This window comes from Bacillus sp. FSL K6-1006 (assembly GCF_038593175.1).
In the GTDB taxonomy this organism is placed as follows: Bacteria; Bacillota; Bacilli; order Bacillales; family Bacillaceae; genus Bacillus; species Bacillus safensis.
In genome coordinates this window covers 2,469,855-2,482,577 of the sequence record NZ_CP151970.1, presented here as the reverse complement: position 1 = coordinate 2,482,577, position 12,723 = coordinate 2,469,855, and the positions used below count along the sequence as shown (strand labels likewise).

Here is a 12,723-nt window from a genome sequence, read left to right as displayed (position 1 = left end):
AATTGGGCGAGGCTATTGTGATTACCTCAGGAAAAGGCGGCGTTGGCAAAACAACAACATCTGCAAACTTAGGCACAGCACTAGCAATTCAAGGGAAAAAAGTGTGTCTAGTTGATACCGATATCGGCCTTCGGAATCTGGATGTCGTGATGGGGCTAGAAAACCGCATTATTTATGATCTAGTCGATGTAGTAGAAGGAAGATGCAAAATTCACCAAGCGCTTGTAAAAGATAAGCGTTTCGAGGATCTTTTGTATCTTTTACCTGCTGCTCAAACAAGCGATAAAACGGCTGTAGAGCCGGAACAGATCAAAGAATTAATTCAATCATTGAAACAAGACTTTGATTATGTTGTCATTGACTGCCCTGCTGGAATTGAGCAAGGCTTTAAAAATGCTGTATCCGGTGCAGACAAGGCTATTGTCGTGACGACGCCTGAAATCTCAGCTGTGAGAGATGCGGACCGAATCATCGGTTTGTTAGAACAAGAAGATATCGAACCGCCTCGTTTGATTGTCAACCGTATTCGTACACACATGGCGAAAAATGGCGATTCAATGGATGTAGATGAAGTGGTACATCACTTATCGATTGATCTACTTGGCATCGTAGCAGATGATGATGATGTGATTAAGGCTTCAAACAATGGTGAACCGATTGTCATGGATGCTAAAAACAAAGTATCGATTGCCTATCGCAATATTGCCCGCCGCGTACTAGGCGAATCAGTACCGCTTCAATCTTTTGAAGAAGAAAACAAGGGAATGTTTGCAAAGCTGAAAGCATTTTTTGGTGTAAGAGCATAATCACTGAACCGTGATAGAAAACCTTTGCGAAGCGAATTTGACATTCGTGAGCACCGGAGCGCAGACCGACACTGAATGCGAGGGTTTCTCTGCACGCTGAGACCGATTCGATGTGAATCGGTCTTTTTGTTGCATATCAGATGGGGTTGTCACATAAAATGTACAAACTGTTTGTATGTAAAGGGTGATCTCATGAAAAGAGTGGACGAGTACCGAAAGAAAATCGCGCAGCGCCGCAAAACGATGCAGCCAGCTGCTCTCCCTAAGAAGACGGCTTTCAAGAAAAAAGAAGATATCCCGCCATGGGTTATGCTGACAGAGGAAGAAAAGCATTCTGGCTCGACCTCCTATGAACCGGCGTCCCATCAGCCAAAGAAATATCGTCATCCCTTATTTAACCCGAATACCTTTGTGCTTAAATGTTTATTATCAGCGTCCCTTGTGTTGATTGCAGCCATTTCATTTAAAGGTCAGACAGGTCCGTTTCAGCAGCTGAAGCCGATGATTACTCAGACCTTTGAGCAAGATTTTCAATTTGCTGCTGTTAACCGCTGGTTTGAAAAAACAGTTGGACATCCGCTGGCCTTTTTAACAGAGAAAAAAGATGGCCAAAAGGACGTACAAGCGAATCAAGAACTGGCTGTTCCTGCCTCTGGTAAAGTGCAGGAATCCTTTACGCAAAATGGAGCAGGTGTCAAAGTGGAGACATCCGCTGAAGCCATAGATAGTATGAAGGAAGGCTATGTGGTTGAGGTGAAAAAGAAAAGCGATACAGGGCTTACCGTGGTGGTGCAGCATGCAGATAACAGCTATAGCTGGTACGGTCAATTAAAGAAAGCGGATGTGGCCTTATACGATTTTGTCGATAAGGGTGAAAAAATTGGCCAGATTTCGCTTGATGATCAAGGGAAGGGCACGTATTATTTTGCCATTAAGCAAAATGAACAATTTATCGATCCTATTCAGGTGATGACCTTTGAATAGATGGCTGCTCATGCTGACGAAAATTCATATCCATCCGCTGCTGTGGATTGTGATGGCGTTTGCGGTTCTGTCAGGCCAAATTAAGCCGCTGCTTTGTCTGCTTATCATCGTCTGTGTCCATGAACTTGGACATGCAGCGGCTGCCTGCTATTATCATTGGCGCATTCGGCGGATTTTTTTACTGCCATTTGGCGGAACGGTGGAAGTAGAGGAACATGGGAACCGTCCGTTAAAAGAAGAGCTGGCGGTCATTTTGTGCGGGCCGCTTCAGCATGTACCGCTCCAGCTCATGGCATGGCTTTTCATGGAGGCTTCTCTTATTTCGCATGACGTCTTTACGATGTTTACCTTTTATAATATGGCGATTTTTCTTGTGAATCTTTTGCCCGTTTGGCCGCTTGATGGCGGAAAATTATTCTTTTTGCTCTTATCCGTTTTTTACCCTTTCCAACGTGCACATGCCCTAGCAATAAAAGGCTCACTTGTCTTTTTCGGTCTATTGACAGGAGGGTTACTTTTGTTTGCACCGCTGCAATTCAATGGCTGGGTGCTGCTCACTTTTTTAGCTTATTCACTCGTGATGGAGCACAGGCAGCGGCATTACGTCAGGGTTCGCTTTTTACTAGAACGGTATTACGGTAAAAAAGAGCAAAAGGTAGAAAAACTGATTCCGCTGAGAGCAAGTGCAGAGGAAAAAGTATACGAAGTGATGGCACGATTTCAAAGGGGCTGCAAACATCCGATTATTATTGAAAGAGATGGCGTGAAGATGAGCCAGCTTGATGAAAATGAACTGCTCCATGCGTATTTTTCAGACCGCAGAACCACCTCCTCAATGGAAGAGCTTCTTTTACCGTACTAATGGTGAAAATACATTGACATTCTGCGTCTAGTTTGATATATTTTTTAATGTTATGGATATGTAGCACCCGTGCTACAACCGCGCGGAGCAGGTGTAAAGTGCCTATGGCCCCCTGTATTCGGCGAGTCTGAGTTTATTAGGAGGTGCAGAGATGTACGCAATTATCGAAACTGGTGGTAAACAAGTAAAAGTTGAAGAAGGTCAAACTGTTTATGTTGAAAAACTAGCTGCTGAAGCAGGTGAAACAGTAACTTTCGAAAACGTATTGTTTGTCGGCGGAGACACTGTCAAAGTGGGTAACCCTTCAGTTGCTGGAGCAACAGTAACGGCTAAAGTTGAAAAACAAGGTCGCGGTAAGAAAATTACTGTGTTCAAGTACAAACCGAAGAAAAACAACCACAAGAAACAAGGTCATCGTCAACCTTACACTAAAGTTGTTATCGAAAAAATCAACGCTTAAGGCGTGTGAGTGATATGATCAAAGCAACCATTACTCGGTCTTCAGCAGATGAAAGCATTACGTCTTTTCAGATGACTGGACATGCCGAGTTTGCTGAAAAAGGTCAGGATCTCGTTTGTGCAGGTGTATCTGCTGTTGTTTTCGGCTCAGTCAATTCAATTATTGCACTGACAGGATTGGACCCACTGCTTGATATTGGTGAAGAAGGCGGCTATTTCTCTTTTGAACTGCCAGCTGATACAGATCCAGTATCCTTTGAAAAAGCCCAGCTGCTTTTAGAAGGCATGGTCGTTTCCTTAGAGACAATTGAACGAGATTATCACGATTATGTGAGAATATCAACAAAAAAATAGGAGGTGAACTTCATGCTTAGATTAGATCTTCAATTTTTCGCATCTAAAAAAGGGGTAGGTTCTACAAAGAACGGACGTGACTCTGAGTCTAAACGTTTAGGCGCTAAACGTGCTGATGGTCAATTCGTAACTGGTGGTTCTATCCTTTATCGTCAACGTGGAACGAAAATCTATCCAGGTGAAAACGTTGGACGCGGAGGCGACGACACTCTTTTCGCTAAAATCGACGGAACAGTTAAATTCGAACGTTTCGGTCGTGACCGTAAAAAAGTGAGCGTATATCCTGCGGCACAATAATTGCTAAAAACTCCGGTCATTGACTGGAGTTTTTTTCACTTTTTACAAGCAGTACCGAAGATGATAAAAGAAGATGCACTCCATAAATATCAAAGAACGTTTGCTGACTTTGCCTCATTTTCTCCTATACGATCAGAAAAAACAACCTTTCCTCACATAACTAGTGTTTTTCTATGCTGTCTTCTCTGTTATAATTCAGGGAGACATATTGATGATAAGACTCCTAAAAGAGAGACCAAACGATTGGGAGTGCGATAATGGAAGAGATACCAAGTAAAGAAAATGAAAAATTAACTCACGTTGCATTAACAAATGAATTGATTGATCTGCTCAGTCGTTCAAGACACGACTGGATGAATAAATTACAGCTGATCAAAGGCAACTTGACATTAGAAAAATATGACCGCGTGTTTGAAATTATAGAAGAAATGGTCATTGAAGCACAGCATGAATCCAAACTCTCAAATTTAAAAATTCCCCAATTGGCCTATTACTTTCTAACATTTAATTGGGAGTCGCATTTTATCACCTTAGAATATGAAGTGCTTGGTGAAACCCGAGACTTATCAGCATATGAATCGCAGCTGCTAACGGTATCACAGGAGTTGTTTTCGATATTCGATCAATCAGTTTGCCAAAAAACTGAAAATCATTTAACGGTCACGTTCCAAACAGATCATGAAGAAAATGATGTGATCTTATATTTTGATTTCAAAGGAAAATTAACAAGTTTGGATGCGTTAAATGCGTTTCATGACGCAAACTATCCATGTATGAGTATAACGCAATTTCATGTGACGCCTCATGAGTCCATGATTGAGCTTTGTTTGAGGCAAGAACGAGATATGTGATGCAGAGAAACGGAGGAAGTTATGTTTGTAGATCAGGTTAAAGTGTATGTTAAAGGCGGTGACGGCGGAAACGGTATGGTGGCGTTCCGTCGTGAAAAATATGTACCAAAGGGCGGCCCAGCAGGCGGCGACGGCGGAAATGGTGCAGATGTTGTATTTGAAGTAGACGAAGGACTCAGAACGTTAATGGACTTTCGTTATAAGCGCCATTTCAAGGCTGACCGCGGCGAGCACGGAATGAGTAAAAACCAGCATGGCCGAAATGCGGAAGAAATGATTGTCAAAGTTCCGCCGGGTACGGTTGTGACAGATGCAGAGACGGAACAAGTACTAGCTGACTTGACAGAGCATGGGCAGCGGGCTGTAATTGCCAAAGGCGGACGTGGCGGACGTGGGAATTCACGCTTCGCAACACCAGCAAACCCTGCACCACAGCTGTCTGAAAACGGTGAGCCAGGTAAAGAACGTGACGTCATTTTAGAATTAAAAGTACTTGCAGATGTTGGACTTGTTGGTTTCCCAAGTGTCGGGAAGTCAACGCTGCTTTCGATTGTCTCTTCTGCGAAACCAAAAATTGCGGATTACCATTTTACAACGCTTGTACCGAACCTCGGGGTTGTTGAAACAGACGATAACCGAAGCTTTGTTATGGCGGATCTGCCAGGACTGATCGAAGGAGCGCACGAAGGCGTTGGCTTAGGTCATCAATTTTTACGTCATATTGAGCGTACACGTGTCATTGTCCATGTCATTGATATGTCTGGACTTGAAGGACGTGACCCATACGAAGACTACGTGACGATTAATGAAGAGCTTGAGCAGTACAATATGAGATTGACAGAGCGTCCGCAAATCATTGTTGCGAACAAAATGGACATGCCAGATGCAGCTGACAATCTAGAGGCATTTAAGGAAAAATTAACGGATGACTATAAAGTGTTCCCGATTAGTGCGATCACAAGAGAAGGGCTTCGTGAGCTCTTATTTGAAATCGCCAATCAGCTTGAAACAACACCGGAATTCCCGCTCTATAATGAAGAGGAGCTGTCGGATAACCGCGTGATGTACAGGTTTGATGAAGGCGATGCACCATTTGAGATCTCTAGAGATCCTGATGGCACATTTGTCTTAACGGGTAAAGCACTTGAGCGGCTCTTTAAGATGACAGACTTCTCAAGAGATGAATCTGTTAAACGATTCTCTAGACAGCTGCGCGGAATGGGTGTCGATGATGCCTTGCGTGAGCGCGGAGCAAAAGATGGCGACATCATTCGTCTGCTTGAATTTGAATTCGAATTTATTGATTGATCAAAAGGAGGGTCCAGACCATGGGCTCTCCCGTTTTTAAAAGGGGAGAAAACAGGTGAAAGAAGAAACGTTCTATTTAGTAAGAGAGGATGTACTTCCAGATGCGATGCGAAAAACGCTTGAAGTCAAAAAGCTTCTCGATCGCAAAAAAGCGGATTCAGTTGCCGATGCTGTTCAAAAAGCGGATTTAAGCCGCAGTGCTTTTTATAAATACCGAGATGCTGTTTTTCCATTTTATACAATGGTGAAAGAGCAGATCATCACATTGTTTTTCCACCTTGAGGACCGGTCTGGGGCTTTATCAAGACTGCTTCAAATTGTGGCTGACTCTGGCTGTAATGTGTTATCCATTCACCAAACGATTCCGCTGCAAGGAAGAGCGAATGTCACCTTATCAATTAGTACAGCTGGTATGGAAGATGATATCAACACCGTCATGAATCAATTAAGAAAGCTTGAATTTGTCGAAAAAGTCGAAATTTTAGGTTCCGGGGCGTAAAAGGAGAGATCATAGCAGATGAAGCAATTAACTGTAGGTTATTTTGGACCAGAGGCAACATTTACTCATTTGGCCGTATGCTCTTGTTTTCCAAAAGATGCGGTGCAGCGTGCCTATGCAACGATTCCGCAATGTATGGATGCTGTGTCAAAGGGCGAAGTCGACTTGGCGGTCGTTCCACTTGAAAATGCACTCGAAGGCTCTGTGAACTTAACGATTGATTATTTAATTCATGAAGAAGCGCTGTCCATTGTAGGGGAAATGACAGCACCAATTCGGCAGCATTTGCTTGTCCACCCATCAAGAGCCGAGAGCTGGGAGACGTTAGATGTCATTCAATCACATCCTCACGCGATTGCCCAGTGTCATCAATTTCTGAAAAAGCAGTACCCTCATATTCCTCATCGGCCAGTGGAATCAACAGGCTATGCAGCAAAATACATCAGTGAGCATCCAGATGAAGCTGTCGGGGCTATTGCTAATGAAATTGCCGCACAAACGTATGGTTTGACGATTGCAAAAAAAGACATTCATGATTATCCGCACAACCATACACGCTTTGTGATTTTACATAAAGATCCTAACGCATCGTTCCCAATGAATTCTGGTTTCTCATCAAAGCCAAAAACGACCATTGTGGTCAGTCTGCCTAAGGATGACCAATCAGGCGCATTGCACCGCGTGCTGTCTGCTTTTTCTTGGCGGAATCTCAACTTGTCAAAAATTGAATCTCGTCCGACAAAAACAGGTCTTGGACATTATTTATTTATTATTGATATTGAAAAAGAAATGGATGATGTCCTCGTTCCTGGTGCGATTCAAGAATTAGAGGCGATTGGCTGTGAGGTTAAGCTGCTCGGCAGCTATCAAACATATGAATTAACGAATGAAAAATAGTGTCCCGTGCAGGACACTATTTTTTTAGTCTTTTATTAAAAACCCAGCATCATCCAGCGCTTGAATGGCTTGGTCAAGCTGCTTTTGGCTGTAAGAAGTGAGAGTATGCAGGTGCACGCCGTCTGTTAGTTCTGACAAGTAGGAAGCGCCGGTGTTAGAAATATGATGCACAAAATCAGCGACTTGTTTCCGTGTACTGACGCGAATAGAGGCCGTCAGTTCACCATAAACAGGGTGCTCAATGATCACATCTTTCACCGTCACACCAAAGTCTACAATCAAGGTCAGTTCCTCTTCTGTACGAGCAGGATCATGCTTGCAGGCGATGATTTGTTCAATTTCTCTTTCTGGCGCATGCTGCGCTGCCATATACACATAGCCTTGGCTTGTGGCAATAATGGGTTCGTTTTTTGCTTTTAATAATGAAATATCTTGTACAATGACTTGCCGAGAGACAGCCGCCTTTTTAGCTAAAAAGCTTCCAGTAAGCGGTGTGTCTGTTTCTTTCAGCCACTCTAAAATGGCGTTTCTTCTTTCTTCGCCAATGAGTTTCCTCTCTTGCTCCACGTCCTAAGCTCCCTTCTTCTCCTTTTGCAAATGCTCAAATGTATGCAAAAGCTGATCGATGTCCTCTTTTGATGACTGCCATCCAAATGATAGTCGAATAAATTGAAGGGCATCACGATCTGATACACGCAATGCCTTCACAGCAGGGGAAGGATGGTGATAACCAGAAGCACATGCGCTTCCAGTTGAAAGACAAATCCCATGCCGGTTACATGCTAACATTACATATTGTCCTTCAAACCCTTCAAAAAAACAACCAATAATATGAGGCAGCGTGCGGCGATTGTCATTGTCCTGAAGTGTACGAACTGGCAGCTGTCTTATTTTTAACTGCTGAAGAAAATAATCACGCAGCTGCTTATCTAATTTATGCTGTTCATCCAGCCTAAGCATCGTTTGTTCGCTCGCGGCCGCAAAAGCACCGATACATGGAACGTTCACTGTCCCTGGACGTAAGCCATTTTCCTGAACTGCACCTGTATATAAAGGTTTCCAAGGAACATGTGCGCCCATATAAACGGCACCAGCGCCTTTAGGAGCATACACTTTATGACTTGAGATGGACACGGCATCGACTCCCAGTTCTTTGATGGACACACGAATCTTTCCAAATGTTTGCACAGCATCTGTATGAAAAAGAATGTTCCTTTCTTTTAAAAGAGGGGCTAATTCAGCAAGCGGCTGGATAATTCCTGTTTCTGAATTAGCATGCTGAATAGATACTAGTCCTGTTTCAGACAATAATGCTTTTTTGAGAATGTCCTTTGTTATGATTCCATCCTGATTCGGTTCAATGATCGTGACTTTTACGCCAAGACGCTCTAAGCTGCTAACTGCATGATGAACAGAAGGATGCTCAACTGAAGTTGTGATGACATGCTGTTGATGTGCTGGCAGTCCATTGATGATCGATTGAATCGCAAGGAGATTGGATTCAGTTCCACCGCTTGTAAAGTAGACCCCATCTGGTTCACCCTCGATCATGTCAGCGAGTGATTGTCTGCTGTAAGTCAATATGTCATTTGCTTTTCCCCCGGCATCATGAAGACTGCTTGCATTTCCGTAGAAATTTTTACTCAGCTGCTGAAAAACATGCAGCGCTTCCTCTGAAACAGGTGTAGAAGCTGCGTAATCTAAATAAACCAACCCATCCATCTCCCGTGTGAAAATTTTTTCTTGTATTTATTTTAGTGTTGTGTAATGATATGTGTCAAGACAGGTGTAAATGACAGGAGGGGCGATGGTGTCATCAATCAAAAAAGTCATTGTGGTGGGATCAGGCATTGCAGCGCTTTCCTTTGCAAAAACCATTTCGAAAAGCTGCCAGGTCATCATGATGACAAAAAAACAATTTTCATCTAGTAATTCCATGCTGGCACAAGGAGGAATCGCTGCTGCCTTTTCAGCACATGATTCAGTTCAGCAGCATGTGCAGGATACACTAGCTGCCGGCTGTGACCACAATGATGAAAGAATTGTACAAGAAATCGTGAAACTTGGAAAACATCTTGTGGAGCAGCTCGTAGCAGAAGGCTGTCCATTTGATCAAGATGAGACGGGAGATCCGCAATTAGGCAAAGAGGGAGCACATACTACTCATCGCATCTTGCACGCGGGAGGAGATCAATCAGGTAAAACTCTTGTACAGTTTCTGAAAAGTCAGCTCGGCTCACATATTCATTTATACGAATATCATCATGTCATTGATCTATTTATTCATGAAGGGACATGTACGGGTGTTGTGTGGAAAGACGAGACAGGACACGTACATACGATGACCGCAGATGCCGTTGTTTTATCAACTGGCGGCTGCGGCTCCCTATATGAGACAAACACAAATGATCCTTCTGTAACAGGCGACGGACTGATGATGGCCTATCGAGCCGGGGCGCAATTAGTGGATCTCGAATTTGTTCAATTCCATCCTACTCTTTTAACAATCGCGGGAAAAGCAGCTGGTCTCATTTCAGAGGCAGTACGGGGAGAGGGAGCTTATTTAGAAGATGAAACAGGCAGGCGGATCATGAAAGATATTCACCCGCAAGCTGATTTAGCACCTAGAGATGTGGTCGCTAGAGCGATTTTTCATGAGCAGCAATTAGGTCATCAATTGTATCTTAACATCCATGATATTCCGCATTTTTCAGCTCGTTTTCCAGCAATAGATGCGATGTGCCAGCGTGCAGGCGTCGATATGGCAAGCGGCAGGCTGCCAATTTCCCCAGGTATGCACTTTTTAATGGGCGGTATCAGCGTGAATGAATATGGAGAAACGACTGTTCCAGCACTATTTGCCATTGGAGAAGCGGCCTGCACTGGCTTACACGGTGCGAATCGATTGGCGAGTAATTCTCTTCTGGAAGGTCTCGTGTTAGGCAGCAAAGCGGCACAGAGAATTGAACAGCTGCCTAAACTGAAAGAAACAAGTCCACCTTTTTCTATTCAAGAAATATGGATGGTCCCAATGATTTCAACAGCTCAGCTAAGACAATGGATGACTACATTTGCGGCCATTGTGAGAGATGAAAAAGGCTTGCAGACTTTGCTTCATTCGCTGCAACATGTCAATTTTCAGCAAATTAATGTGAAGGATATCACAAATGAACAGATCGAATTAAGCAATCAATGGGCATTAGCGGTTTGCCTTGCTAAATCTGCATTACTTCGTACAGAAAGCAGAGGCGGCCATTATCGAATGGATTATCCAGAGCGGAGTGATGCGTTGTGGCAGGGCAGGCAGATTGTTCATGAAAAAGGCCACATTCACATTATGAAAAATGAAAGGATCGGTGCCAAATGGAACGTTTACAGTTAAAACAAATGCTCACTCATTTTTTCACAGAGGATATTGGTTTTGGAGATGTATCAGCTGATGCCATCTTTGGAGACAAGAAAGGAACAGCTCTTATCATTGCGAAACAATCTGGTGTATTGGCAGGGTCACAACTGATTGATACAGGGTACCGCCTGTTGAATGAACAGATTCAAACTGAGCTGTTTTTTCAAGAAGGTGATTGGATTCATTCAGGCGCTGTACTGGCGAAAATAAAGGGCCCAGTCAACGACTTATTAAAGGGAGAGAGGGTCATTTTAAATCTATTGCAGCGAATGACAGGTATCGCCACCTTAACACATGAGGCGGTGCAGCGATTAGGTGACCCGTCTATTACGATTTGTGATACGAGAAAAACGACACCCGGCTTGCGTATGTTAGAAAAATACGCAGTAAAGACAGGCGGTGGAAAGAATCATCGCTTTGGCTTATCAGATGGGGTGATGATTAAAGATAATCATATTGCCGCATGCGGTTCTATCCGTGAAGCTGTAGAGAAAGCAAGAGCATATGCCGGTCATATGGTGAAAATTGAAGTGGAAATTGAATCAGAAACGCAGCTAATGGAAGCCATTGAAGCAAAAGCGGATGTCATCATGTTTGATAACTGCTCTCCGGACGAGGTAAAACGTTTTAAACAAATGACGCCAGAGTCCATTCTGACAGAGGCTTCAGGGGGCATCACGTTAGAGACATTGCCAAGCTACAGGGGGACAGGAGTCGATCTTATTTCACTTGGTTTTCTGACTCATTCTGCTCCAGCGTTTGATTTTAGTATGAATATGGAATTCAGTCATAAAGGGGGAACGACTCATGTCTATGCTTAATGTATTAGCCAATCAACATGCAGTCATGATGCCAGATGAATATAAACACCGCTCTGATGATGAGATGAAGCAGCGAGTGTTAGAAATTAAGCGGGCTTTTGGTTCAAAGCTTTTTATACCGGGCCACCATTATCAAAAGGATGAGGTCATCGAATTTGCAGATGCCACAGGAGATTCATTGCAGCTGGCACAAATAGCTGCCGACAATCACGAGGCTGAATACATTGTGTTCTGCGGTGTTCACTTTATGGCAGAAACGGCAGATATGCTGTCAAACAAGAATCAAAGCGTCGTTTTGCCAGATATGAGGGCGGGCTGTTCAATGGCAGATATGGCGAACATGAAACAAACAGACAGAGCATGGGAGCAGCTCACTGATCTGTTTGGGGATACAATACTTCCGCTTACGTACGTCAATTCAACAGCAGATATTAAAGCATTTGTCGGCAAGCATGGCGGGGCGACTGTTACTTCGTCAAACGCTAAAAAAGTACTCGAGTGGGCACTGACACAAAAAGAGCGGATTCTGTTTCTCCCTGATCAGCATCTAGGGCGTAATACGGCTTTTGATTTAGGTATTCCGCTAGAAGAAATGGCTGTGTGGGATCAGATAGAAGAAAAGCTCATCACCGATCAGCCGCTTTCTCGTATTAAGATGATTTTATGGAAAGGCCATTGCTCCGTACACGAGAAGTTTACCGTTCAGAATATAGAAGAAATGAGAAAAAAAGACCGTGACATTCAAATTCTTGTCCATCCTGAATGCACGCATGAGGTCGTAAGGGCTTCTGACCTAGCAGGTTCAACGAAATTTATTATTGATACGATCAAACAGGCACCAGCAGGAAGCAAATGGGCGATTGGAACAGAGATGAATTTAGTCAAACGGATCATAGCGCAGCACCCAGATAAACAAATTGAATCCCTTAACCCAGATATGTGTCCATGTTTGACTATGAACCGGATTGATCTGCCTCATTTGTTATGGTCACTTGAAAGCATTGAGAAGGGTCAGCCGGCCGGGTTGATACAGGTCAATGAAGACATCACGAAAGACGCATTGCTTGCACTCAAGAAAATGCTCACCATTAAATAATGAATCAGCCCCTCCTATCAGAAAACAAGTTTTTATCATATCGGCTTGTAAATAGGCATAAATTTATGTTGAAACATATTGTA

The 12,723-nt window shown here is 43.5% G+C and carries 15 protein-coding genes and 1 other annotated feature; of the genes, 13 read left to right on the top strand and 2 right to left on the bottom strand.

The window, feature by feature from the left end:
- Positions 1-2: 2 nt before the first annotated feature.
- From minD to pheA, 10 genes are all read left to right on the top strand, one after another.
- Entirely contained in the window at positions 3-806 is an 804-nt protein-coding gene (gene minD, locus NSS65_RS12885; protein ID WP_017358134.1) for a septum site-determining protein MinD, read from the top strand.
- Between the two features lie 192 nt (positions 807-998).
- On the top strand, positions 999-1,790 hold the full coding sequence (locus NSS65_RS12880; protein WP_034279841.1) for a M23 family metallopeptidase: 792 nt from the start codon (positions 999-1,001) through the stop codon (positions 1,788-1,790).
- Positions 1,783-2,652, top strand: a complete 870-nt coding sequence (locus tag NSS65_RS12875; protein WP_034279844.1) for a M50 family metallopeptidase — start codon at positions 1,783-1,785, stop codon at positions 2,650-2,652. Before NSS65_RS12880 ends, NSS65_RS12875 begins: the two co-directional genes overlap by 8 nt.
- Positions 2,653-2,718: 66 nt before the next feature.
- Positions 2,719-2,791, top strand: a sequence feature (ribosomal protein L21 leader region).
- Positions 2,792-2,803: 12 nt separating this feature from the next.
- Complete coding sequence (gene rplU, locus NSS65_RS12870) at positions 2,804-3,112, top strand: 50S ribosomal protein L21 (RefSeq protein ID WP_003216781.1); 309 nt, start codon at positions 2,804-2,806, stop codon at positions 3,110-3,112.
- A gap of 14 nt (positions 3,113-3,126) precedes the next feature.
- Entirely contained in the window at positions 3,127-3,465 is a 339-nt protein-coding gene (locus NSS65_RS12865; protein WP_034279847.1) for a ribosomal-processing cysteine protease Prp, read from the top strand.
- A 12-nt stretch (positions 3,466-3,477) separates the two neighbouring features.
- Positions 3,478-3,762: a 50S ribosomal protein L27 gene (rpmA, locus tag NSS65_RS12860; RefSeq protein ID WP_003216586.1), complete on the top strand. Its 285-nt coding sequence runs from the start codon at positions 3,478-3,480 to the stop codon at positions 3,760-3,762.
- Between the two features lie 257 nt (positions 3,763-4,019).
- Positions 4,020-4,613 (top strand): sporulation initiation phosphotransferase B, encoded by a 594-nt coding sequence (locus NSS65_RS12855; protein WP_034279849.1) that lies wholly within the window; start codon positions 4,020-4,022, stop codon positions 4,611-4,613.
- A gap of 21 nt (positions 4,614-4,634) precedes the next feature.
- Entirely contained in the window at positions 4,635-5,921 is a 1,287-nt protein-coding gene (obgE, locus tag NSS65_RS12850; protein ID WP_024423156.1) for a GTPase ObgE, read from the top strand.
- 55 nt (positions 5,922-5,976) lie between these two features.
- Positions 5,977-6,420 (top strand): ACT domain-containing protein, encoded by a 444-nt coding sequence (locus tag NSS65_RS12845; RefSeq protein ID WP_065214575.1) that lies wholly within the window; start codon positions 5,977-5,979, stop codon positions 6,418-6,420.
- A gap of 18 nt (positions 6,421-6,438) precedes the next feature.
- Positions 6,439-7,317 (top strand): prephenate dehydratase, encoded by an 879-nt coding sequence (pheA, locus tag NSS65_RS12840; RefSeq protein WP_034279853.1) that lies wholly within the window; start codon positions 6,439-6,441, stop codon positions 7,315-7,317.
- A 24-nt stretch (positions 7,318-7,341) separates the two neighbouring features.
- On the opposite strand, the gene NSS65_RS12835 is transcribed toward pheA, so the two are convergent.
- Together NSS65_RS12835 and NSS65_RS12830 are read right to left on the bottom strand one after the other, a co-directional pair.
- Positions 7,342-7,884 carry a transcription repressor NadR gene (locus NSS65_RS12835; RefSeq protein WP_024423154.1) on the bottom strand — a complete coding sequence of 181 codons (543 nt, stop codon included), beginning with the start codon at positions 7,882-7,884 and terminating at the stop codon, positions 7,342-7,344.
- A gap of 3 nt (positions 7,885-7,887) precedes the next feature.
- Positions 7,888-9,039: an IscS subfamily cysteine desulfurase gene (locus NSS65_RS12830; protein ID WP_269199617.1), complete on the bottom strand. Its 1,152-nt coding sequence runs from the start codon at positions 9,037-9,039 to the stop codon at positions 7,888-7,890.
- A gap of 85 nt (positions 9,040-9,124) precedes the next feature.
- Here NSS65_RS12830 and nadB point away from each other — a divergent pair, with 85 nt between their 5' ends.
- The 3 genes from nadB to nadA are packed head-to-tail and all read left to right on the top strand — an operon-like array spanning position 9,125 to position 12,640.
- Positions 9,125-10,699, top strand: a complete 1,575-nt coding sequence (gene nadB, locus NSS65_RS12825) for an L-aspartate oxidase (RefSeq protein WP_326134830.1) — start codon at positions 9,125-9,127, stop codon at positions 10,697-10,699.
- Positions 10,681-11,544, top strand: coding sequence for a carboxylating nicotinate-nucleotide diphosphorylase (nadC, locus tag NSS65_RS12820; protein WP_098677001.1), 864 nt, complete (start codon positions 10,681-10,683; stop codon positions 11,542-11,544). The genes nadB and nadC overlap by 19 nt, the downstream gene beginning before the upstream one ends.
- The gene (nadA, locus tag NSS65_RS12815) at positions 11,531-12,640 is read left to right on the top strand and encodes a quinolinate synthase NadA (protein ID WP_034279863.1); all 1,110 of its coding nucleotides are present in this window, start codon (positions 11,531-11,533) and stop codon (positions 12,638-12,640) included. Before nadC ends, nadA begins: the two co-directional genes overlap by 14 nt.
- The last annotated feature ends 83 nt before the right edge of the window (positions 12,641-12,723 follow it).

Bases quoted from the DNA above. Each gene is read 5' to 3' on its own strand.
- NSS65_RS12880 (WP_034279841.1), top strand. From the start codon at position 999: ATGAAAAGAGTGGACGAGTACCGAAAGAAAATCGCGCAGCGCCGCAAA.
- nadC (WP_098677001.1), top strand. From the start codon at position 10,681: ATGGAACGTTTACAGTTAAAACAAATGCTCACTCATTTTTTCACAGAG.
- NSS65_RS12865 (WP_034279847.1), top strand. From the start codon at position 3,127: ATGATCAAAGCAACCATTACTCGGTCTTCAGCAGATGAAAGCATTACG.
- NSS65_RS12855 (WP_034279849.1), top strand. From the start codon at position 4,020: ATGGAAGAGATACCAAGTAAAGAAAATGAAAAATTAACTCACGTTGCA.
- nadA (WP_034279863.1), top strand. From the start codon at position 11,531: ATGTCTATGCTTAATGTATTAGCCAATCAACATGCAGTCATGATGCCA.
- obgE (WP_024423156.1), top strand. From the start codon at position 4,635: ATGTTTGTAGATCAGGTTAAAGTGTATGTTAAAGGCGGTGACGGCGGA.
- pheA (WP_034279853.1), top strand. From the start codon at position 6,439: ATGAAGCAATTAACTGTAGGTTATTTTGGACCAGAGGCAACATTTACT.
- rpmA (WP_003216586.1), top strand. From the start codon at position 3,478: ATGCTTAGATTAGATCTTCAATTTTTCGCATCTAAAAAAGGGGTAGGT.
- rplU (WP_003216781.1), top strand. From the start codon at position 2,804: ATGTACGCAATTATCGAAACTGGTGGTAAACAAGTAAAAGTTGAAGAA.
- NSS65_RS12830 (WP_269199617.1), bottom strand. From the start codon at position 9,039: ATGGATGGGTTGGTTTATTTAGATTACGCAGCTTCTACACCTGTTTCA.
- nadB (WP_326134830.1), top strand. From the start codon at position 9,125: ATGGTGTCATCAATCAAAAAAGTCATTGTGGTGGGATCAGGCATTGCA.